This is a genomic window from Flagellimonas cixiensis (assembly GCF_042134615.1).
GTDB classification, from domain to species: Bacteria; Bacteroidota; Bacteroidia; order Flavobacteriales; family Flavobacteriaceae; genus Flagellimonas; species Flagellimonas cixiensis.
In genome coordinates, this window is the sequence record NZ_CP169639.1 from 21009 (window position 1) to 42700 (window position 21692).

The following is a 21692-nucleotide window of genomic DNA, read 5'->3' on the forward strand; positions in this document are numbered from 1 at the left end:
TTTAGAAATTATATCCCATCTCAACCGCACTCGATGTTTCATTTTCTTATCTTTAGGGAACTATGGACGAGTTAGTGGATATTTTGGATAATGACGGCAATCGAACAGGAAAAACCTGTTTAAAATCTGAAGCACACCAAAAGGGATTGCTCCATCCTACCATTCATGTATGGCTCTATACCCCAGATGGACGAGTTTTAATACAACAACGGGCCAAAAACAAGGACACGCATCCTTTACTTTGGGATGTTTCCGTAGCTGGACATATCGGGGCTGGAGAAGATATAAAATCAGCAGCAGTCCGCGAAGTCAAAGAAGAAGTTGGTTATTCGGTTAGTGAGGAGGATTTAGAACCTATCGGCACCTTTAAGGCAATTCATAAAATTGCAGATGATTTTATTGATGCCGAACTGCACCATATCTTTTTGTGTAAGTTGAATACCTCGGTTCAAAATTTGACCAAACAAGCAAGTGAAGTAGAAGCATTGGATGTAATCCCACTATTTAAATTCGCGGAAGAAACTTGGGGATTGGCCAATTCGGCCAAATATGTGCCTCATGGCCCAACTTATTATAAAACGATAGTAAAGGAAATTAAAAAGCGGATTTGATGCTATCTGCGAAAGAAGTTGCATCATCCAAAGGAAACGCTTTTTGATCTCCAGTTTTCATATTTTTTACCACAAAATTACCATTGGCCAATTCTTGTTCGCCCAAAAGAATGGTATAAGGCACGCCTCTTTTATCTGCATATTTGAATTGCTTCTGCATTTTGGCATCGGTAGGATACAAATCGGCACGTAAACCAGCCTTTCTTAGCGCTGAAACCAATTTTAAAGAGGCCAAACCTTCTTGTTTTCCAAAATTAAGACACAACACATCCAACGAAGTGTCCAAACTATCCGGGAATAGGTTTAATTCTTCCAAAACCAGATAAATTCGGTCCAATCCGAAAGAAATACCAACCCCACTTACATCCTTGAGTCCAAAAATACCGGTAAGGTCATCGTAACGTCCACCACCGCCGATAGAACCCATTTTAACACCCTCTGGAGCAGCCACTTCAAATATGGCACCTGTGTAATAATTCAATCCACGGGCTAAAGTAACGTCCAATTGCAATTTGGCGGATTGAAGACCTAGAATATCAACCGTGGTGATAATTTCTTCCATTTCCGCCACACCAAGCATTCCAACTTCGGAATCAGCGAGAATGGATTTTAGTTTTTCCAATTGTTCTGCTGCGGTACCAGTCATTTCGAACAAAGGTTGCGCTTTGGTAATGGCTGCTTCGGAAATTCCCTTTTCCAGCATTTCTGCCTTTACTTTCTCCTCGCCTATTTTGTCCAACTTGTCCAATGCCACCGTAAAATCGACCAATAAATGTTTGGCACCGATAACTTCCGCAATTCCAGAAAGTATTTTACGGTTGTTGATTTTAATGGTAGTTCCTTTCAAACCCAAATCGGTGAAAACAGCATCGTAGAGTTGCACAAACTCTACTTCTTGCAACAGACCATTGGCGCCCACTACATCCGCATCACACTGGTAAAACTCACGAAAACGTCCTTTTTGGGGACGGTCGGCACGCCAAACAGGTTGAATCTGATATCTTTTGAATGGGAAATCAATTTCGTTCTGGTGCATTACCACATAACGGGCAAAAGGCACCGTGAGGTCGTAACGCAAAGCCTTTTCTGAAATCTTCGGAGTTAGGGATGCTGAATTTTTAGAACTATAGGTTACGTCGTCCACCTTAGAGATAAAATCCCCGGAATTCAAGATTTTAAAAATCAACCGGTCGCCTTCATCGCCATATTTTCCCATTAAGGTCTCCGAATTTTCAAAAGACGGGGTCTCGATGGGCATAAAACCAAAGGTTTCAAAATGCTTTTTTATGGTTTGGATGATATAGTTGCGCTTGGCCACCTCTGCAGGTGAAAAATCTCGTGTTCCTTTAGGTATGGATGGTTTTTGTGCCATGTAGTGTAAAATTCTCGTGCAAATATACGGTTTTGACTTATCGTAGAAAGGTGAAATGATAAAGGGTAAAAGGATTCTTCAATCGCAAAGCGCTTGTAGAATGACAAAAGTTGAAGAACTGTCATGCTGAACGTAGTGAAGCATCTCAAAAAAACACTAAAACAAATATTAGATTCTTCAGTCGCTTCGCTCTTTCAGAATGACAATATACCGTCATTGTCATGCTGAACGTAGTGAAGCATCTCAAAAACACTCAAAATAAGATTCTTCAGTCGCTTCGCTCTTTCAGAATGACATAAATCTTGGATCTTAATTCTTGTATCAAAGAAATACACCTCTAAAGTCCACTCAAGTCGACAAATCATCTCGAATATTAAATCTGATTTCTAAAATCTGAAATTACTCCATAATCTGCTCAAACCATTGGTACAATTCACCTTTGGTAATAACGGCCCCTTGTTTTATGATTTCGAACTTATCCAGGTTTTTATCCTCTCCATATGCTTTGGATGCGGAAAGGTATTCCACAAAGTCGGATTGAAAATTACGCTTGAACCAGCCAAAACCTTCTTGGGTGCGCAAATCGATTTCGGGATTCATCACTTTAACGGAGAGAAGTTTCATCTCCTTATCTGTCAAATGAAACAGGTGCATGTGGCGCTCGGATATGTTTTCTAAATATTCCACCTTGTTCAACACACCTTCCCAAATCAAATCGCTAAACACATCGATTTCTTCTTCGGCCACTTCTGGCTTCTCCTCCTTTAAGGTTTTCCATTCATCGGCCGTAATGGATTGGGTCGCCAAAAAATTAATGAACTCCGGGTGCAGTTCTTCCAATTGTTCTTTAGAAAGTCTTTTGTACTTCATGCTGCAAAAATAAAAAAGGCTGCACTTTTGCGCAGCCTTTTTAAACTTTAATGCTATTCTTTTAATTGAAAATATAGCGAACGCCGAATTGGGCCTGCCATCTGGACAACAAACTGGTGTCGTAACTAAAAGTGTCCATCATATTCGCATCAAAAGTATAGGTGGGCACATTGTTGTCGTCAACAGTTACCCCCAAAACTTGTTGGTTGGTAGGGATTTGTACCACGCCCCAATCGGAACTGATCAAGTTACCTACATTCAACACATCCAAACTCAACTGAATGGTGTTTTTCTCCAATATTTTTATATCCTGAAGAATTTTAAGGTCCCAACGTCCTCTCCACGGCGCCAATGCACCGTAACGTTCTGCATATTCTCCCCTGTGGTCGCTTAGGTAATCATCTTGTTGGATGAAAGCTTCAAAAGCTTCGGCCTGTCCTGCTCCACTAAAGTTCATTTGGGATACTTCCGATGCTGTTGGAATGTACAATAGATCATTGATACTGGACCCATCATTATTGATATCCCCTCCATAAATGTAGTTGTACCTTCCTCCCTGGGCATATTCATAAAAAGCAGAAACTGTAGTTCCCGTATTGAACGCTTTGGATATAACCCCAACAAATCTATGTGTATCTCCATATCTGGAATAGGACAATACATCATCGTTGGCATTGCCTGAAATGGCATTGGCCACAAAAGCATCCCCTGTAATTTCTGCTTCAATGGAGTTTACATCTTTGGAATTTAAATAACTGTAGGCCAAACTTGCGAATAAACCATTATCCCATGTTTTTTGTGCTTTAACCACTGCATTCCAAATTCTTCCCTTGTCTGAATTAGAGAAGACATAGGCATTGTTTATCAAATCATCTGCTGCATAAACAGGTCTGTTATCCACGCCTTGAAGGGTTTCAGACGGAGGTAACAATCCCCAGTTTTGCACGTGTGGGCCGTTGATGTCTTTGGAATAGGATAAATCAGTGGTAAGAATAAGTCCGTTGTCAAATTTAAAATCTGCGCCAAGACTACTTCTCCATACTTGTGGCCAGTTGTAATCTGGATCTACCACTTGATAGAAGAATACATTGGGGTTGGCAATTTGGTTGCCCAACCATACAAATGGGAAACGTCCCGTAAATACACCTGTTCCACCTCTAATTTGAAGGGTATTGTCGCCGAATGTATCCCAATTGAAACCCACTCTTGGTGAAATCAACCAATCATCGGTTGGCATTTGGGTCGAATCAAAAAATACAGTTTCCCCATTATTTGGATTTACATAAGGAATGTCTGGCACATATGCAGGTGCTACATCGATTACATCTTGGGCCTTTTCGGCAGAATCAAAGTAAAGTGGTTTATCAAAACGAATACCATAGGTCAATTTAAAGTTTTCGGTTGCATTCCACTCATCTTGAAGGTAAAATGCCATTTGACCCACATTGGTCTCTGCCAACGCCCATCCACCAAGATTGCCTTCGCCGTTGGCACTTAATGAATTGTTGGCTGCAATGGCAGTGTTGAACGCATCTTGATAGAAGGCCACTAAACTAGCTTCGTTGGCTGGGTCACGGAAATCAGCAATGGAACCCGTTGGGAAAAATACCCCTTGTGCTCCATAGGCGCCCAAATTAAAGGAGTTGTCGAACTCAAATCTTTCAAAGGAAAATCCAACAGTAAAGGTATGGTCGCCCTTAAAAAAGTTTAGGTTATTGGTCAACTGAAACACCTTTTGGTCCAATCTATTGTTGATGGAAAAAGGTTCATGCCCTGCTATGATGTAGTTTGAACTTCCATTTTCATCCAACAATGTAATGGTCGGTGCTGGGGTTGACTTAGGATTTCTAAAATCATCGAAATGGGTGTAACCTACTTGTAATTTATTGATGGCTTCATCAGAAAGTGTTGAGTTCAATTCCACTTGTACGGACCTAATCTTATTGTTGATCTCATATCCAGCATTTTCAAATTGAAGGGTGGTCAAGTTCGGTCCCCTAAAACCCAAGGCGGTTGGGTGGGCGGGTTTTTCTTTTGAGGCGTTCAAGAAGTTATAAATAATCGCCAATCGGTTATTTTCATTAATGTTCCAATCCAACTTGAAGATACCCTTGGTGGATTCTTGATCAAAATTGAAGCCTTCAAACCTTCCTGGATCGTAGAATTCACCATTTCCGATGGAAACTTGACTTAAAATATTGGACACCAATTCAAAATCGGAAGCCAATACTCTAGATTCGTTGATTCCCCCTGATCCTCTATTGGGAACAAACCCAGCACTACCTAAATCGGTTCTATCATCTTTTTCAAAGTTGGCAAAGAAGAACAATTTATTTTTAACAATGGGACCGCCAATACTGATACCGTATTGTGTCTGACTTAAGTCAGCCTTGAACACATCCTCTCCTTTTACTTTACCACCAGTAAGGTCTTCATTACGATAAAATCCGTAAACGGTTCCATAAAATTCATTGGTACCACTCTTAGTTACCGCATTAACAGAGGCCCCGGTGAAACCTGATTGGGTAACGTCGTAAGGCGCAGTGGTTACTTGTATTTGGTCTATCGCATCGATAGAAATGGGGTTAGCATCGGTTTGACCACCTGGTTGGGCCGCATCCAATCCAAAGGGGTTATTGAAAATGGCACCGTCCAAAGAGAAATTGTTGAACTGATCATTTCTACCTGCAAAAGAGCCGTTACTGGCTGTCGGTTCCAAACGCGTAAAATCGTTGGTCGACCTTGAAATGGTGGGCAATCTAGTCAGTTCCCTTCTTCCTACACTGGTTTCAGCACCCGTACGGTCACTCCCAAAGGTTCCAGATACATCGGAAACTACGACCACCTCATCCAATTGTTGACTATCGGAAACCAACATTACATCGTGGTTGTACGTTTTACCCAATGCCAAATAAATTTCAGATTCAATGCTGGTAGCAAAACCCACATATGAAATGGTCACCTCATAAGGGCCACCAACACGGAGATTGAGCAGGTTAAACCTTCCGTCTTCGTTGGTTATTGCTCCATAACGTGTTCCTGTAGGTGTGTGCACCGCAACAACATTGGCCCCAAATAAAGGAGCGCTTTGATCGTCAGTTACCAAGCCTCTAATGTTGGAGGTTGTAACTTGTGCAAAAGTAGCTGTGATTGCTAAGAAAAATAGCAGTCCAGAAAGAAGTAATTTCCGCATAACAAGTCAGTTAGTTTTAGTTTCCTACAAACTTAGACAAAAAAAAGAGCTGTGCATGCACAGCTCTTTCAAATTTATTAACGAAAATTTAACTTTTAGTTTGCTTCAGCAACTACTTCAAATGGGAATTCTACGATTACCTCTCTGTGTAGTCTGATGATAGCTTCATAAGGACCTACTCTTTTGATAGCCCCTCCTTTGATACTAATAAATTTTCTATCGATTTGGTGACCTTCTTTGTCCAAAGCAGCGGCCAAATCAATATTGGTCACAGATCCAAACAATTTGTCTCCAGCACCTGCTTTAGCAGCGATACGGATTTCCAATTGTTTAAGTGCTTCGGCAATTTTAGTAGCCTCGTCGATTATCTTTTTCTCTTTATGAGCTCTTTGTTTAAGGTTTTCAGCCAAAACTTTTTTGGCAGATGGGGTAGCCAATGAGGCCAAACCTTGAGGGATCAAAAAGTTTCTGCCGTAACCGTTCTTTACGGTAACGATATCATCTTTAAATCCCAAATCCTGTACATCTTCTTTTAGAATAAGTTCCATGCTTTGGTATTTTTTATTTCAACATATCGCCAACATACGGCATTAACGCTAGGTGACGGGCACGTTTAACGGCCTGTGCCACTTTTCTTTGGTATTTCAAGGAAGTACCTGTAAGTCTACGAGGAAGTAATTTACCTTGCTCGTTTACCAACTTCATCAAGAAATCTGGGTCTTTGTAATCGATATACTTGATGCCAGACTTTTTGAAACGACAATACTTCTTTTGTTTATTGGTCTCAATGTTCAACGGGGTCAAATATCTGATTTCCCCGTCTTTTTTTGATTTTGCTTGTTGCTCTATGGATGCCATACCCTTATGCGTTTGCTTTTAGTTTGTTTCTTCTCTTCTCTGCCCAAGCAATTGCGTGCTTGTCCAGTCTAACGGTTAGAAAACGCATGATGCGCTCATCTCTTCTAAACTCAGTTTCGTAAGGTTCAATTACCTCACCTGGAGCTGTAAATTCGAACAAGTGGTAAAATCCACTTTTCTTGTGCTGAATGGGATAGGCCAATTTTTTAAGTCCCCAGTTTTCTTTGGAGACCATTTTGGCACCATTCTTAATCAAGAAATCCTCAAATTTCTTGACTGTTTCCTCTATCTGTGTTTCAGACAGAACGGGATTCAAAATGAAAACAGTTTCGTAATGGTTCATTATATAATATTTTTAAAGGAGCGCAAAATTAGTAATATTTCTTTCCCCTTGCAAGAAAACCAAAAAAACTTCGTTTAAATTCTGTAAGTTATCAACATTGATGCACCCAATTAACCTAAATAACGCATATGGCAATTTACACAACAAAATAGACCATGTTTACATCTTTTGTTGCTGTTAAACGTCTTTTTTATGTAATTTGCCGATGATTTAAAACCCTACAAATCACCCCATTCTATGAAATTAAAAAGTATAATTGTAGACGATTCTTCCATGCAGCGCATGGCTGTTGCGAAATTGGTCAACAATCATCCACACCTCGCTTTGGTTGCAGAGTACAGCAATGCCATTGAAGCAAAGAATGGCCTGAAAAACCACGAAATCGACCTTATCTTTTTAGATGTTGAGATGCCAATTATTAGTGGTTTTGACCTTTTAGAGGCCCTAGAGAACCCACCACAGGTTATTTTGATTACCGGAAAACCTGATTATGCACTTAAAGCGTTTGACTACGACGTAACCGATTATCTTCACAAGCCTATCACTTTGGCCCGTTTTGAAGCCTCTGTAAAAAGAGCCGTTGCGAAATACGAGCAAATGAACCGCGTTGATGAAGACGAAGAACATATTTTTGTTAAGAGCAACCTTAAAAAACGAAAGGTGATCCTTAACGACATTAAATGGATCGAAGCATTGGGCGATTACATTAAATTGGTGACAGACGAAGCCAATATCGTAATCCTATCCACCATGAAATCTTTCGAAAAGCAATTGCCTGCCGAAAAATTTCTACGAATCCATAAATCTTATATTGTGAATCTGGAGAAGATTGAGAAATTCAACAGTAAAAATGTTGAAGTAGGGGGCAGACAGATTCCTTTGAGTAGAAACAAAAAGACTGAGTTGGCCGAAGCGCTGGCAAACGTATAATTACATTTTATATGTGGTCCACATTGTAGACCAGTCTTACACTTTTATACTTGGAAATAGCATTAAAGGACTTTTCAATTCTTTTAATGCTATTTTTTGTTTGTGCCAACGGCTGTTTTCTGGGAAGCTTAATGAGTATATTTTTCAAATAATCCCTTCGGATACGGGCAACAGGTGGATATTCTGGCCCCAAGATGTGATGACCAAGAACATTTCGCAACGAACCTGCCATCCAATCAGCAGCTTCGTTCAATTTATTATAATCTTTATCCTTTAAGGTAATTTTTATGAGACGCACCAAAGGTGGGTACTTAAACTGCTCTCGCTCGTAAAACTGTTCTTCGAACATTTTATCGTAATTGTTGGTAGTAACCTGCTGTAAAATTTGATGGTAGGGATTATAGGTTTGTATGAGCACCTTTCCTCTTTTTTGGGTACGCCCTGCCCTACCTGCCACCTGCGTCAACATTTGAAAACTACGTTCATGGGCTCGATAATCAGGAAAGTTCAACATAGAATCGGCATTCATGATGCCCACCAAGCTCACATTTCTAAAATCGAGACCCTTGGTTACCATTTGAGTCCCCACTAAAATGTCCATTTCTTGGTTTTCAAAGGCTGAAATGATTTTTTCATAGGCATATTTCCCACGAGTGGTATCCAAATCCATGCGGCCCACCTTAATTTTTGGAAATAATTGCCTCAATTCTTCCTGAATCTGCTCCGTTCCGAACCCTTTTTTATCCAAAGTATGACTTCCACAGGCCAAACACGCTTGTTGCAGCGCCATATGATAGCCACAATAATGGCATCTTAATTGGTTTCTATGTTGATGAAAAGTCAGACTTACATCACAATTGGGGCATTGGGCCACGTGACCACAAGTAGTGCATTCCACGACTGGGGCAAATCCTCGCCGATTTTGAAAAAGAATGATTTGTTCCCCTTCTTCCAAGGCTTCTGTGATGGCTTCAATAAACATTTCCGAAAAATGCCCTTTCATCTTCTTCTTTCGGGTGGCCTCTTTAATATCCACCAAATTGATGTCGGGCATCAATACATCCCCAAACCTGTGCTTAATGGATGCAAAGCCGTATTTGCCTATTTTGGCATTGTGCATACTTTCAATGCTTGGGGTTGCAGAGCCCAAAACAATATGCGCTTTGTGCAAGCCTGCCAGCACCACTGCAGCATCGCGAGCATGATAACGTGGAGCGGGGTCAAATTGTTTAAAGGAATTCTCATGTTCCTCATCGACCACTACCAATCCTAAATGGGAAAAAGGTAAAAACAAGGACGACCGAGCACCAATCACAATCTGGGCCTTTTCCGCATTTTTCAATACGTTGTTCCATACCTCTACCCTCTCGTGAATACTGTATTTGGAATGATACACTGCCACTTGCCCCCCAAAATAATGTTGCAACCTATTGATGAGTTGAGAAGTAAGGGCAATTTCGGGCAAAAGATACAATGCCTGTTTTCCCTCCTCCAAACACTTTTGAATCAACTTAACGTATACTTCGGTTTTTCCAGCAGAAGTCACCCCGTGCAACAGTACTGGTTTTTCTTCTTCAAACCCTTGGTTAATATCCTCAAGGGCTTTGGTTTGATATTCATTTAAGTTGATGGTTTTGGCTTCTCCTGAATCTCCATCAAACGCTACCCTATCTTTTCTTATGTGGTATTCTTCCAGCACATTTTTGTCAATCAATGCTTTGATTACAGCCCGTGAACTCCCGCTTTCCTTTTCCAATTCGGAAATGGGAATGGGCTTGTTGTTTTTAGCCTTTAATTGAAATAAGGACAAAATAACCTGGCTTTGCTTCGGTGCTCGGGTAAGTTCGTTCAATAAATCGGCCAATTGGGCTTCGTCTTCGTATTGCTCGGAAAGTTTCACATAGCGAACCATTTTGGGCTTGTACTGCTCATAAAGCTCTTCTTTTTGCAGTACTATCCCTTTTTGAACCAATGTGTTGACCAACTTCATCACATTTTTTTTGTCCACAATGTCGCACACCTCGGATATTTTTAATGCGGATTGATGTTGCAGCGCTTCATATACCAAAAACTCATCATCCTTGAGATCCATTTCGTCCACTTCCGCATTTTTATTGGGCAAAACCAAGGTTTCACTTTCCAATAAGAATGCTGTGGGGAGTGCACTGCGAATTACTTCACCCAAAGTACACATATAATAATCGGCCAACCAGTGCCAATGTTTTAATTGGATTGTTGTTACGACGGGGAATTCGTCTAGAATTTGATAAATTTCTTTGGCTTCATAGGCCTGTGGAGCATTTTGATGTATCCGATAGGCCAATCCTGTGTAGATTTTGGATTTCCCAAAGGGCACAGCCACGCGCATTCCAGCCTCAATAAAATCAGCCTCAACAGAAGTAATTTTATAGGTGAAGAGCTTTTCTAACGGAATGGGCAGTACAACATCCAAAAAATATTCCATACGCTATTCCTCTTCTACCCTATGCCATGTTTGCGTTCGATACAAAAATGCCAAATATCCGCGAACCTTCAATCTGTTTTCATTATCCTCATCCAACCACACCTTTCCTTTAAATGTCATGGCCTGTTCTGGGTCAAACAAACTATCACCTTTATAAACACCATCCTTGTGCTCTTCAAAATCTTGCATGATCTTCATTCCAAGTATGGGTTTATCTTTTTTTTCTCCATCACATTTGGTACACAGCGCTCCTTTTTTTCCTTCTTCCAAAATTTCAACAACCTTGGCATGCATTAAACCATCTTCCTCGTAAATCTCTATGATAGCCTTGTTAATCCCGTTGCGGTCATCAATTGTTTTCCACTTTCCAAAAACGGATTGCGACCATGTGATCTGACAAAACAGAAAACACATTAAATACATCCAATTATTCCGTGCTCTGGTTCTTTTCATGTCTTTTTTTTAAGGAGTTCAGTGTGGCATTTAATTCAAAACCAAGCAACAAGATATTTGAATTGAGCCAAATAAATACCATTAATATCAACAAACCTCCCAGAGCACCATACAATTCGTTGTATCGGGCAAACTTATCTACATAAATACCGAACAGAAAAGAGGTGAGCAAGAACAATAAGGTGGTCATTAAAGCACCCGCAGAGAAAAACCGTGCTTTTCTACCCTCTGCAGTACCAAAATAATAAAGAATGGCAGTGGTCATGTACGACAAGAAAAGAAAAAATAGTGCTTTGGCAATCTGAATACCCACGGCATCTCCCTTTTCTATATCGTAGCCCATGGTTTTCCCAAGGTATTCGCTAGCGTATTCCACAATATAGAATTCGAAATACACAAAAGCCACGGCCCCTATAATCAATAAGACGGACAAAATCAATCCCACCATTAAAGCATAGGCGTATTGCCTAAAAAAGTTACGGGTCAACTGTACGTGATAGGAATATTCAAATCCTCCAAAAATGGCATTCACCCCATTGGCCACTAAAAAAATGGACAAAATAAAGGAAGAAGATAGTAGTCCCCCTTGTTTTTGGTCTTTGATTTGCTGGTAAATATCCCCAAAATAATCACTGGTTGCTGATGGTAAAAAAGACTCCAAAAAATCTAAAAATTGTGCGTCAAAATTCTCATTTCCCACACTTACATAAGGTATGATGAATGGAATAAGTGTCACCATAAAAATAATCAATGGAAACAAAGCCATAAAAAGACTGAAGGCAATGGAGCTCGCTCTTGTGGACAATGCCCCTTGGACCACGCCAACCACATACATTTCAATCAAATCATAGAAAGAGAGTCCCTCAAAAGCTTTTAGCTTTATGTTTTTTAATAACCGTACTATCCAATTGACTACGGGTATTTTTTCCAACTGCTCTTCTATGGCTGCAGACATTTAAACGGCTTTTAAACTTAGGTCCATATTATAAACAGAATGCGTTAAGGCACCAGAGGAAATATAATTTACGCCACATTCGGCATATTTGCGAATGGTGTCCTCGGTAATTCCACCTGAGGATTCGGTTAGGCAATGCTCCCCTATTTTTTGTACTGCTTCGCGAGTATCGTCGTAATCAAAATTATCGAGTAGGATGCGGTACACATCTCCTGCTTTCAAAATTTCATCGACTTCTTTTAAATCTCTTGCCTCAACAATTATCTTCAGATCTTTATTCTTTTCGGCTAAATAATCTTTCGTTTTTTGAATGGCCCTGGAGATACCTCCTGCAAAATCGATATGGTTGTCTTTAAGCATGATCATATCGTACAAAGCAAATCGATGGTTTTCTCCGCCCCCGATTTTCACGGCCCATTTTTCCAAAGCACGAATACCAGGTGTTGTTTTTCGGGTATCCAAAATTTTGGTGTCGGTGCCGTCCAAAATGGAAACGAAATCATGGGTTTTGGTCGCAATGGCACTCATACGCTGCATGGCGTTCAACACCAAGCGTTCCGCTTTTAAAATACTTTGTGAGCTACCTTCCACATAAAATACCACATCGCCGTATTTCACCTTATCACCATCTCCCATCAAGACCTCTACTTTTAATTCGGGGTCTACATAGTCGAAAACCATTTTGGCGAAATCAACGCCCGCAATTATGCCTTCATCCTTAACCAAAAGTTTCGCTTTACCCTTTGCCGATTCAGGAATACAGGCTAAAGAGCTATGGTCGCCATCACCAACATCCTCTCGTACGGCATTGGCAATGATTAAATTAAGTTCGTTTTTAAATTGTTCTTCAGATATCATCCCATTGGGGTTTTAACGAAAATAGTAAAAACATAGCTGTTGTTGGGCTAATTAAGTACTGAGTTATTGAGCGTATTTGAGGATGCCATTATAGGTTTTAGCTAAATGACTTAAGTTCAGGTACAAACCCAAAATAATTCACCTAAATGGCTAATAATTACACCTACAGAGAGAAATACTTTTCAATATAACGATTCGTAGTATAATGCATGGACTGGGTTTTTAAGATAAATCGACAACAACTCTTTTTGATATTGAACTTGATGTTTCGACTTGCGTTTTTCAAATTAAAGCAAACTTCCTCTTTTCACTTTAATAATCTATTTTTGACCATGCAGATTACCTTACTTGCCATTGGAAAAACCGATAAGTCTGAACTTGAAGAGCTTATATCCGTTTACGAAAAGCGGTTAAAGCACTATATCAAGTTTCAAATGGAAATTATTCCCGATATAAAAAACAGAAAAAACCTCTCTGAAGCCCAACAAAAGGAAAAAGAGGGCGAACTGATTTTGGCCCAACTTCAACCTATAGATACTTTAATATTGTTGGATGAAAAAGGGAAACAATACACTTCCATGGATTTTGCGCAATTCCTACAAAAACAAATGAACAGCGGTATTAAAAACCTAGTGCTGGTGATTGGTGGCCCTTATGGTTTTAGCGATGCGGTTTATACGAAAAGTTCAGGGAAAATCAGTCTATCCAAAATGACCTTTTCCCATCAAATGATTCGATTGTTTATTGTGGAACAAGTGTATCGTGGGTTCACCATTCTGCGAAACGAGCCTTATCATCATCAATAATTAGATAAAAGACCGCTCCCCTTAAAAAAACTTAGATTCAAGACGCTCTTGATTCTTGGTTTTTAACTCCAGGATCTTGTCTCTTAGCTTTTCAAACTACTAGTAAAGTACTCTAAACTTGATGGTATTCTCGATTTTCTTAAGGGCTTTGATGACATCTTTGTTATATTCCTTATCCAAATCGGTAATCACATATCCCACTTCGCTATCTGTTGAAAGGAACTGCCCCGTAATGTTCAAGCCATATTTAGCCAATACCTCATTGATTTTGGCCATGATGCCTGGTACATTTTTATGGATGTGCAAGAAACGGTGTGCTTTGTTCTGCTTTGGTAAACGAATATTCGGAAAGTTTACGGCATCGACCGTATTTCCGCTATTGATGTAATCCATGATTTTGTTCGGTACAAAATCTGCGATATCTCGTTGCGCTTCTTCGGTACTACCACCAATGTGTGGGGTAAGAATTACATTGGACAAACCTTGCAGCGGTGTTTCGAAATCACCATTGCTTCGGGGCTCAACTGGAAAAACATCCACAGCTGCGCCACCCAGCTTGCCACTTTTAATTGCCGTGGCCAAAGCATCTATATCCACCACAAATCCACGAGAAAGATTGATGAGCTTGGCACCATTTTTCATTTGGTTGATTTCTCGTTCACCAATAAAATTTTTGTTGGCCTTATTGTCATCCACATGTAACGTAACAACATCGGAAACAGACAATAAATCTTCCAAGGTGCTACATTTAATGGCATTACCGATAGCCAACTGGTCGTTTACATCATAATAATAAACCTTCATCCCCATGGCCTCTGCCAAAACGGACATTTGCTTACCAATATTTCCGTAACCTACAATACCTAAATTTTTACCGCGAACTTCTTGGGAACCTGCTGCAGTTTTATTCCATTCACCATTATGAATCTCTGTACTACGTGGAAAAATGCTACGCATTAGCATAATGGTCTGACCAATGGCAAGCTCCACCACTGAACGGGTATTGCTGTACGGTGCATTGAAGACCACCACCCCTTTCTTTTTACTGTATTCCAAATCTATTTGGGTAGTTCCAATACAAAAAGCGCCGACCACCAACAATTTATCGGCAGCGTCCAATACTTTTTGGGTTACTTGGGTTTTGGAACGTATCCCAAGTACGTGAACGCCCTTAATGCGCTCGATAAGGTCTTCCTCAGAAAGACTGGTTTTTATCAATTCTACTGAAAAACCTTCTTCCGATAGATTTTCGAAAGCTGCAGGGTGTACATTTTCCAGTAATAATATTTTAATTCGATTCTTGGGGTATGATAGGTTTCTTGGCAAATCGTTCACAAATAAAAATTCATCTAGGTTAGGTGCTACGTGGTCGGCATTTTTGGCCGCTTTGTCACGATGCACATTTTCAGTGTAGGCAAAAAATTTATGGGCGATTCCAGCCTCACGCATCACATAATCACTGTAACCGTCACCAATCACCTGGACCTCGCCTTCCAAGTCCAAGTTTTTTAAGCATTCTATTTTTCCGTTATGGGCCGCCAACACATTGTTTTCATCAAAGCCGATGATATTTCCTTCAGCATCAAATTTGAAGGTATTGGCATATACACGGTCGGAAGGAATGTTATATTCTTCAACAATAGGATCTATAAACTCTTTGAATCCACAGGAAATCACATAAATATCCTCGGAGTATTTTTCGAAGAACTCTTTATTGGTGGCGATGGATTTTGATATTTTTTGACGTAACTCCACTACCAAATCCTCTAAATCTTCCTTGTTGGCACTTAGCAAACGAATTCTTCGCTCCAAAGATTCAGTGAACGAAATATCTCCGTCTATTCCTAAATTGGTGATTTTTTGGATTTCGGCCACAATCTCCTCCCTTTTAGGATTACCCTCCAAGGTCATTTCCGCCAGCACATCCAATGCCTCTACCCTAGTTAGGGTGCTATCAAAATCAAAAACATATTTACGTCCTGTTGCCACCATGATCCGCGTAAAAAATTAAGGAGTAAAATTAAACATAAATTCCATCCTTCTAATCGGAACTTATTAAAAACCTTACACATTTACGGATAAATCAAAAATCTATTACGATTTGTTTCAAATGGCACCCAAAAGACTGCTTATTGCAATTTAGGGGAATCAAAATGGCAAGTTTGGGTTCAAGTTCAAACTCAAATTCAAGTTCAAACTCAAAATCAATATTGACACTAATTACACGAATGGTCACGAATATCTAATAACCTTGTACCAGCAACCCTCAACCATCAACCATCAACCCTCGACCATTAACCACCTCCATCAAAACCACCTTCTCGTCAGTTTACAGTAGATGTTATACTCCTGACCAAACTTCTTTTGTAATACCTCTTCCTCTGGTTGTATTTGAAAATGGTTCATCCAATACACAAACCCAGCAGCCAATAGGGTGTTAAAGGCATTGCCCAACCTTAAACCAAAGGCCAATAAAATAAGCAGAAGGGCCAAATACATAGGGTTACGGCTGTAATTGTAAATTCCCTTGGTCACTAAATGATTGGCATTTTCGGGCTTTAAAGGATCTACCGTGGTCTTTTTAAAAATAAATTGTGCCACAGAAAGCATCCCAACAAGGGCTGCCAAACCCAACAATATCCAAGACAGGGCATTTCTTCCAAAGAAATCGAACTCACCCACGGGCAAAAAAGCATCCAAAACATACATCAGTGCCGCGAACACCAACATCACTACTACAGGAGGGACTTTAGTTTTCATACAATAAGGTTAATACTCGAAATTACTACTTTTGAGTCTCAAATAGAACCCTTTTTGATTTGAAACTCGTATTTGCCACCCATAACGACCATAAACTAAAGGAGGTACAGCAATTGCTTCCTTCATCCATTCAACTTTTGTCTTTAAAAGACATTGAATGCTTTGATGAAATCCCAGAAACAGGTGAAACTTTGGAAGAAAATGCCAAAATAAAAGCCGATTATGTGACCCAAACCTATGGTTTGAACTGTTTTTCCGATGACACGGGATTATTGGTCGATGCCTTGGATGGAGCACCTGGGGTTTATTCCGCACGATACGCCGGCAAACATAAAAACGCCAAGCACAACATGCAAAAGTTGTTGTCTGAACTGGAGGGCAAAAGCAACCGTAATGCACATTTTAAAACGGTGGTCCACCTGAACCTAAACGGAGAAAGTTATGCTTTTGAGGGAATTGTTCAGGGCATTATCACTAAAAATGAACAAGGCATGGGTGGTTTTGGGTACGACCCTATTTTTAAGCCCAACGGATATGAAAACACCTTTGGTGAGTTGCCCGCAGAGACCAAAAACACTATTAGTCATAGAGGTAGGGCCATTCAAAAATTAGTTGATTTTTTAAAAAACAACACCTTCTAACATCCAGTGAATAAATTTAACGTACCTTTGCCGCTTTATTAACGCCGCCGGTATGGGCAAGGTGTTGCGATGGGCTTAAATGGGTTATAGAAAATCGCTCTGTGCAACACAAACATATTTGCGATTTAAGGTATATACACCGCTATGACAAAATTTGAAGCCTTGGGGTTAGATCAACCCCTATTGGATGCTATTTCCGACCTCGGATTTGAATCCCCCTCAGAAGTACAAGAAAAAGCAATCCCTATTTTATTGGACCAAGAGACCGATTTGGTTGCCTTGGCACAAACAGGAACCGGTAAAACCGCAGCTTTTGGTTTTCCTATGATCCAAAAAATTCAGGAAGAGAGCAGAACCACACAAGGTTTGATCCTTTCTCCTACTCGTGAACTGTGCTTACAGATCACTAACGAATTAAAACTTTACTCCAAATACGTTAAAGGACTGAACGTGGTTGCCATTTATGGTGGTGCCAGTATTACGGAACAGGCCAGACAAATTAAAAGAGGGGCCCAAATTGTTGTGGCAACCCCGGGTCGTATGAAGGATATGATTGGCCGAGGAATGGTCGATATTTCCAAAATCGATTATTGCGTATTGGATGAGGCAGATGAAATGTTGAACATGGGCTTTTTTGAAGATATCAAGGATATTCTTTCCAATACGCCCAAAGAAAAGTTCACATGGTTGTTTTCTGCCACCATGCCCAAAGAAGTTTCTACCATTGCCAAAAAGTTCATGCACAAACCTGTGGAAATCACCGTAGGAACTGTTAACGCAGGTGCAACTACCGTACAACATGAATATTATGTAGTTGGAGGTCGTGACCGTTACGCAGCCCTTAAACGTTTGGCTGATGCCAACCCCGGAATTTTCTCCGTTGTATTCTGTAGAACCAAAAGAGATACCCAACGTGTTGCTGAAAAATTGATTGAAGATGGCTACAATGCTGGTGCACTTCATGGGGATTTGAGTCAAAACCAAAGAGATTTGGTCATGAACTCTTTCCGTAAAAAGCAAGTACAAATGTTGGTGGCTACCGATGTTGCGGCCCGTGGAATTGATGTAGATGATATAACTCACGTAATCAACTACCAATTGCCAGATGAAATCGAAACCTACACCCACCGAAGTGGACGTACAGGTAGAGCAGGAAAATCAGGTATTTCCATGGTCATTGTAACGCGTTCAGAGCTTCGCAAGATCAAATCCATAGAAAGTAAGATCAAACAGGAATTCATTAAGAAAAATATTCCTGATGGTATGGAAATCTGTGAGATTCAGTTGTATCACTTAGCCAACAAAATCAAAGACACCAAGGTCAACCAAGAAATAGAAAGTTACTTGCCTGCCATTAACGATGTGTTGGAAGGGATTGACCGTGAAGAACTTATTAAAAAGATATTCTCTGTAGAATTTACCCAATTCTACAACTATTACAGTAAAACCAAAGACCTAAACAGCGCTGACAGCGGTAAAGATAAGGGAGATGGGAAAGGCGCCAAGGGCGAAATTCCAAATGAAGGCTCCGTGCGTTACTTTATTAATGTTGGGGAACGCGATGGTTACGACTGGATGTCCCTTAAGGATTTCTTAAGAGATACCTTGAACGTAGAGAAAGAGGACATTTTTAATGTGGACACCAAGGATAGTTTCTCTTTCTTTAATTCCGATGCACATTTAGCCGAGTTTATTTTACAAACCTTTAGCGAATTTAAATTGGAAGGTCGCTTTATCAACGTTGAAATTTCCACTAAACCAGGTGGCGGTGGCGGCGGAAAAGGTGGCAAAAAGCGTAGCGGAAGAAAAGGTGGAGGCCGAAGAGGTGGAAACAGCTCTTATAAAGGAGGCAGCAAAAGTGGAAGCAGAGGTGGAAACAAAGGAGGTTACGGTAAAAAAGGAGGCAAAAAAAGATCTGGCTTTTATTAGTTAATTCTATATTAAATGCCACGGGGCTCCTATTTATTTTTCTTTGTTTAGTACTTTTATAGCTACTAAGATTGCATGAAAAAATATCTACTTATACTATTTTGCTCCGTGACATTCTTCAGTTTTGCCCAAACTGATGATGAAAATCAGGAGGTTAGAGAACTTACCGCTACCGTGATCAATGCACAATCCGATTTTCCATTGGAAAGTGTTCACGTGGTCAATTTGAACTTGGTGAAGGGAACCATTACCAACCAAGACGGTAAGTTTACTATTCCTGCCATGGTAAATGACACCCTATACTTTTCTTATTTAGGATTTAAAACCCAAAAAGTAAGGGTGACCAACGATATGTTTCGCTTTGAGGACACTAAAATTGCCTTGACCGAGTTGGCATACGCATTGGAAGAAGTTATTGTTCGACCTTATCAATTGACGGGCTATCTAGAAATTGATGTTAAGAACCTTCCCATAAACGATGCCCGACAGTACAGCATTTCGGGTTTGCCCACTAGTTATGAAGCTGGCAGCAAGAGCCCCAGCGCCGTGACCAAGGTTTTGGGAGCTATTTTAAATCCAGCGGATTTACTGCGGAACCTCTTTGGGAAAAAACCAAGGCAAATGCGAAAGCTGCGTCAAATCAAAGAAGACGATAATATCCGAGACCTATTGGCCTCTAAGTTTGACCGGGAAACCTTGACAGAGTTACTTCAATTGGAGAAAGTGGACATAGAGGACATCCTCAATAACTGCAATTATTCAAAATCCTTTATTCAAACCGCCAACGATCTTCAAATTTTGGATGCAATATCCAGTTGCTACGAAGAATATAAAGTGCTTAACCGAAAACAATAAACCCGCCACCAACAAGAGCATTTGAACCATCTTTGGGCTATAAATAAATTTTTGATTTCCATATTCATTTTATAGCTTTAGACAAAATCCCAATGCATGAAAAAACTGCTTGTGTACATGGCCGTAATTTCTTTCCTAGCTGGCTGTAAAAAGGTTGAAAAACCAATAGAAAAACAACCAGAAACCAAAGAGATAGTTCAAGTAGATACGCCAAAAAAAGAGGTGCCATTTGTTTGGGAAGGTTCCAATATTTATTTCCTGCTCACAGATCGTTTCAATAATGGAAATCCTGAAAATGATGTGAATTTTGGGCGAACAGACACTACTGCCGTTTTAAGGGGATTTGAAGGTGGTGATATCCAAGGAATCATTCAGAAAATTGAAGAAGGTTATTTTACCGATTTAGGCATCAATGCCATTTGGTTTACGCCTGTGGTAGAGCAAATTCATGGGGCAACGGATGAAGGAACCGGAAAAACCTATGGGTATCATGGGTACTGGGCCAAAGACTGGACAGCCATCGACCCTAATTTCGGAACCAAAAAAGATTTGGAAAAATTGGTGAAAACCGCTCATGAAAAAGGCATTCGTGTCCTAATGGACGTGGTTTTAAACCACACAGGTCCCGTTACAGAAAAAGACCCCGTTTGGCCTGATGATTGGGTAAGAACAGGCCCAAGTTGCGAGTTTACCACCTACGAAAACACAACGGCATGTACACTGGTTCAAAATTTACCCGACATTTTAACAGAAAGTGATGAACCCGTAGAATTGCCTGATGCCCTTTTGGCCAAATGGAAAAACGAAGGACGTTTGAGCAAAGAACTCGATGAACTCCAACTGTTTTTTGAACGTACTGGATACCCTAGGGCGCCACGCTATTACATTATAAAATGGTTGACGGACTACATCAACGATTTGGGGGTTGATGGTTTTCGCGTAGATACTGTAAAACATGTGAATGAAAATGCATGGGGGGATTTGCACAAAGAAGCCGATTACGCCTTTGAAGTGTGGAAGAAAAAGCATCAAGACCATGTTTTGGATGATAACCCATTTTACATGGTAGGTGAAGTCTACAATTATGGAATTTCAGGTGGTCGTGATTTTGATTTTGGTGATCAAAAAGTAGATTACTTTGATTTCGGATTCAAAAGCCTTATCAATTTTGAGCTAAAATATGATGCAGGAAAGGATTATGAGTCCATTTTTAAGAAGTACAGCAAGCTGCTCCACACCAAATTAAAGGACAAAAGTGTTCTAAACTACCTTACCTCACATGATGATGGTTCACCGTTCGACCGTGAACGCAAACAACCGTATCGTGCCGCCAACGTGCTATTGTTAACACCTGGCGCATCGCAAGTATATTATGGCGACGAAACCTCTAGACCCTTGGTGGTTGAGGGTGCCGAAGGTGATGCCAACCTTCGTTCCCTGATGAACTGGGAAGATTTGGTTGGTAATCCAGAGATTCAACAGATCCATAAACACTGGCAAAAATTGGGGCAATTCAGAAGAAATCACCCAGCAGTGGGCGCAGGAAAACACAAACGTCTGGCCAAATCGCCCTATGTTTTTTCGAGAACCTACACCAATGGCGAATACAAAGACAAAGTTGTAATAGGATTAGATTTACCTAAAGGTAAAAAATCACTTTGGGTAAAAGGATTCTTTGGGGATGGTACTACCCTACGCGATACCTATTCCAATACCGAAGTGGTGGTGGCCAATGGAAAAGTTATTCTGGAAAACGACTTTGATATCGCCCTTCTAGAATTGGTAGAATAAGCA

General features: G+C 40.3%; 19 protein-coding genes. 7 read left to right on the top strand and 12 right to left on the bottom strand.

All coding sequences use genetic code 11. The features are described from left to right. Positions 1-62: 62 nt before the first annotated feature. Entirely contained in the window at positions 63-611 is a 549-nt protein-coding gene (locus ABT310_RS00105) for an NUDIX domain-containing protein (RefSeq protein ID WP_375324739.1), read from the top strand. Here the strand turns inward: ABT310_RS00105 and hisS are convergent. The 6 genes from hisS to rpsF all read right to left on the bottom strand — a co-directional run bounded on the left by hisS (position 595) and on the right by rpsF (position 7247). Further along, positions 595-1983: a histidine--tRNA ligase gene (gene hisS, locus ABT310_RS00110; protein WP_375324740.1), complete on the bottom strand. Its 1389-nt coding sequence runs from the start codon at positions 1981-1983 to the stop codon at positions 595-597. The two genes, ABT310_RS00105 and hisS, sit on opposite strands and share 17 nt — an antisense overlap. Before the next feature lie 399 nt (positions 1984-2382). Beyond that, a complete protein-coding gene (locus tag ABT310_RS00115; protein ID WP_375324741.1) occupies positions 2383-2853 on the bottom strand; it encodes a DUF6495 family protein in 471 nt (156 codons plus the stop codon). 61 nt (positions 2854-2914) lie between these two features. Then, positions 2915-6046: a carboxypeptidase regulatory-like domain-containing protein gene (locus tag ABT310_RS00120; protein WP_375324742.1), complete on the bottom strand. Its 3132-nt coding sequence runs from the start codon at positions 6044-6046 to the stop codon at positions 2915-2917. Between the two features lie 95 nt (positions 6047-6141). Then, positions 6142-6594, bottom strand: coding sequence for a 50S ribosomal protein L9 (gene rplI, locus ABT310_RS00125; protein ID WP_375324743.1), 453 nt, complete (start codon positions 6592-6594; stop codon positions 6142-6144). 13 nt (positions 6595-6607) lie between these two features. Continuing rightward, the gene (gene rpsR / locus ABT310_RS00130; protein ID WP_055392375.1) at positions 6608-6904 is read right to left on the bottom strand and encodes a 30S ribosomal protein S18; all 297 of its coding nucleotides are present in this window, start codon (positions 6902-6904) and stop codon (positions 6608-6610) included. A 4-nt stretch (positions 6905-6908) separates the two neighbouring features. Further along, entirely contained in the window at positions 6909-7247 is a 339-nt protein-coding gene (gene rpsF, locus ABT310_RS00135) for a 30S ribosomal protein S6 (protein ID WP_090295384.1), read from the bottom strand. Positions 7248-7484: 237 nt separating this feature from the next. Between rpsF and ABT310_RS00140 the strand changes: the two genes are divergently transcribed. Then, on the top strand, positions 7485-8177 hold the full coding sequence (locus tag ABT310_RS00140; RefSeq protein WP_100818563.1) for a LytTR family DNA-binding domain-containing protein: 693 nt from the start codon (positions 7485-7487) through the stop codon (positions 8175-8177). Between the two features lie 7 nt (positions 8178-8184). Here ABT310_RS00140 and priA read toward each other — a convergent pair whose 3' ends face one another. Genes priA through nadC form a run of 4 tightly spaced genes read right to left on the bottom strand, consistent with a single transcriptional unit; the run spans position 8185 to position 12907 of the window. Further along, positions 8185-10641: a primosomal protein N' gene (gene priA / locus ABT310_RS00145; protein WP_375324744.1), complete on the bottom strand. Its 2457-nt coding sequence runs from the start codon at positions 10639-10641 to the stop codon at positions 8185-8187. Between the two features lie 3 nt (positions 10642-10644). Beyond that, the gene (locus ABT310_RS00150) at positions 10645-11094 is read right to left on the bottom strand and encodes a DUF2147 domain-containing protein (RefSeq protein ID WP_375324745.1); all 450 of its coding nucleotides are present in this window, start codon (positions 11092-11094) and stop codon (positions 10645-10647) included. Further along, on the bottom strand, positions 11069-12049 hold the full coding sequence (locus tag ABT310_RS00155) for a YihY/virulence factor BrkB family protein (protein ID WP_375324746.1): 981 nt from the start codon (positions 12047-12049) through the stop codon (positions 11069-11071). The genes ABT310_RS00150 and ABT310_RS00155 overlap by 26 nt, the downstream gene beginning before the upstream one ends. Continuing rightward, positions 12050-12907 (bottom strand): carboxylating nicotinate-nucleotide diphosphorylase, encoded by an 858-nt coding sequence (gene nadC / locus ABT310_RS00160; protein WP_375324747.1) that lies wholly within the window; start codon positions 12905-12907, stop codon positions 12050-12052. Between the two features lie 332 nt (positions 12908-13239). Here nadC and rlmH point away from each other — a divergent pair, with 332 nt between their 5' ends. Continuing rightward, positions 13240-13713 (top strand): 23S rRNA (pseudouridine(1915)-N(3))-methyltransferase RlmH, encoded by a 474-nt coding sequence (rlmH, locus tag ABT310_RS00165; RefSeq protein ID WP_375324748.1) that lies wholly within the window; start codon positions 13240-13242, stop codon positions 13711-13713. A 99-nt stretch (positions 13714-13812) separates the two neighbouring features. Here the strand turns inward: rlmH and serA are convergent, their stop codons facing one another. Together serA and ABT310_RS00175 are read right to left on the bottom strand one after the other, a co-directional pair. Further along, positions 13813-15705 carry a phosphoglycerate dehydrogenase gene (gene serA, locus ABT310_RS00170; protein WP_375324749.1) on the bottom strand — a complete coding sequence of 631 codons (1893 nt, stop codon included), beginning with the start codon at positions 15703-15705 and terminating at the stop codon, positions 13813-13815. Positions 15706-16020: 315 nt separating this feature from the next. After that, a complete protein-coding gene (locus ABT310_RS00175; protein ID WP_375324750.1) occupies positions 16021-16473 on the bottom strand; it encodes a methyltransferase family protein in 453 nt (150 codons plus the stop codon). Positions 16474-16532: 59 nt separating this feature from the next. Here ABT310_RS00175 and ABT310_RS00180 point away from each other — a divergent pair, with 59 nt between their 5' ends. The 4 genes from ABT310_RS00180 to ABT310_RS00195 all read left to right on the top strand — a co-directional run bounded on the left by ABT310_RS00180 (position 16533) and on the right by ABT310_RS00195 (position 21689). Beyond that, on the top strand, positions 16533-17114 hold the full coding sequence (locus ABT310_RS00180; RefSeq protein ID WP_375324751.1) for a non-canonical purine NTP diphosphatase: 582 nt from the start codon (positions 16533-16535) through the stop codon (positions 17112-17114). Between the two features lie 144 nt (positions 17115-17258). Next, the gene (locus ABT310_RS00185; RefSeq protein ID WP_375324752.1) at positions 17259-19043 is read left to right on the top strand and encodes a DEAD/DEAH box helicase; all 1785 of its coding nucleotides are present in this window, start codon (positions 17259-17261) and stop codon (positions 19041-19043) included. A gap of 75 nt (positions 19044-19118) precedes the next feature. Beyond that, complete coding sequence (locus ABT310_RS00190; RefSeq protein WP_375324753.1) at positions 19119-19898, top strand: carboxypeptidase-like regulatory domain-containing protein; 780 nt, start codon at positions 19119-19121, stop codon at positions 19896-19898. A gap of 96 nt (positions 19899-19994) precedes the next feature. Next, complete coding sequence (locus ABT310_RS00195) at positions 19995-21689, top strand: alpha-amylase family glycosyl hydrolase (protein ID WP_375324754.1); 1695 nt, start codon at positions 19995-19997, stop codon at positions 21687-21689. The last annotated feature ends 3 nt before the right edge of the window (positions 21690-21692 follow it).

What these genes read in the sequence shown, in the direction of transcription:
- ABT310_RS00105 (WP_375324739.1), top strand. Translation starts at nt 63, where the DNA reads ATGGACGAGTTAGTGGATATTTTGGATAATGACGGCAATCGAACAGGA.
- hisS (WP_375324740.1), bottom strand. Translation starts at nt 1,983, where the DNA reads ATGGCACAAAAACCATCCATACCTAAAGGAACACGAGATTTTTCACCT.
- ABT310_RS00115 (WP_375324741.1), bottom strand. Translation starts at nt 2,853, where the DNA reads ATGAAGTACAAAAGACTTTCTAAAGAACAATTGGAAGAACTGCACCCG.
- ABT310_RS00120 (WP_375324742.1), bottom strand. Translation starts at nt 6,046, where the DNA reads ATGCGGAAATTACTTCTTTCTGGACTGCTATTTTTCTTAGCAATCACA.
- rplI (WP_375324743.1), bottom strand. Translation starts at nt 6,594, where the DNA reads ATGGAACTTATTCTAAAAGAAGATGTACAGGATTTGGGATTTAAAGAT.
- rpsR (WP_055392375.1), bottom strand. Translation starts at nt 6,904, where the DNA reads ATGGCATCCATAGAGCAACAAGCAAAATCAAAAAAAGACGGGGAAATC.
- rpsF (WP_090295384.1), bottom strand. Translation starts at nt 7,247, where the DNA reads ATGAACCATTACGAAACTGTTTTCATTTTGAATCCCGTTCTGTCTGAA.
- ABT310_RS00140 (WP_100818563.1), top strand. Translation starts at nt 7,485, where the DNA reads ATGAAATTAAAAAGTATAATTGTAGACGATTCTTCCATGCAGCGCATG.
- priA (WP_375324744.1), bottom strand. Translation starts at nt 10,641, where the DNA reads ATGGAATATTTTTTGGATGTTGTACTGCCCATTCCGTTAGAAAAGCTC.
- ABT310_RS00150 (WP_375324745.1), bottom strand. Translation starts at nt 11,094, where the DNA reads ATGAAAAGAACCAGAGCACGGAATAATTGGATGTATTTAATGTGTTTT.
- ABT310_RS00155 (WP_375324746.1), bottom strand. Translation starts at nt 12,049, where the DNA reads ATGTCTGCAGCCATAGAAGAGCAGTTGGAAAAAATACCCGTAGTCAAT.
- nadC (WP_375324747.1), bottom strand. Translation starts at nt 12,907, where the DNA reads ATGATATCTGAAGAACAATTTAAAAACGAACTTAATTTAATCATTGCC.
- rlmH (WP_375324748.1), top strand. Translation starts at nt 13,240, where the DNA reads ATGCAGATTACCTTACTTGCCATTGGAAAAACCGATAAGTCTGAACTT.
- serA (WP_375324749.1), bottom strand. Translation starts at nt 15,705, where the DNA reads ATGGTGGCAACAGGACGTAAATATGTTTTTGATTTTGATAGCACCCTA.
- ABT310_RS00175 (WP_375324750.1), bottom strand. Translation starts at nt 16,473, where the DNA reads ATGAAAACTAAAGTCCCTCCTGTAGTAGTGATGTTGGTGTTCGCGGCA.
- ABT310_RS00185 (WP_375324752.1), top strand. Translation starts at nt 17,259, where the DNA reads ATGACAAAATTTGAAGCCTTGGGGTTAGATCAACCCCTATTGGATGCT.
- ABT310_RS00190 (WP_375324753.1), top strand. Translation starts at nt 19,119, where the DNA reads ATGAAAAAATATCTACTTATACTATTTTGCTCCGTGACATTCTTCAGT.
- ABT310_RS00195 (WP_375324754.1), top strand. Translation starts at nt 19,995, where the DNA reads ATGAAAAAACTGCTTGTGTACATGGCCGTAATTTCTTTCCTAGCTGGC.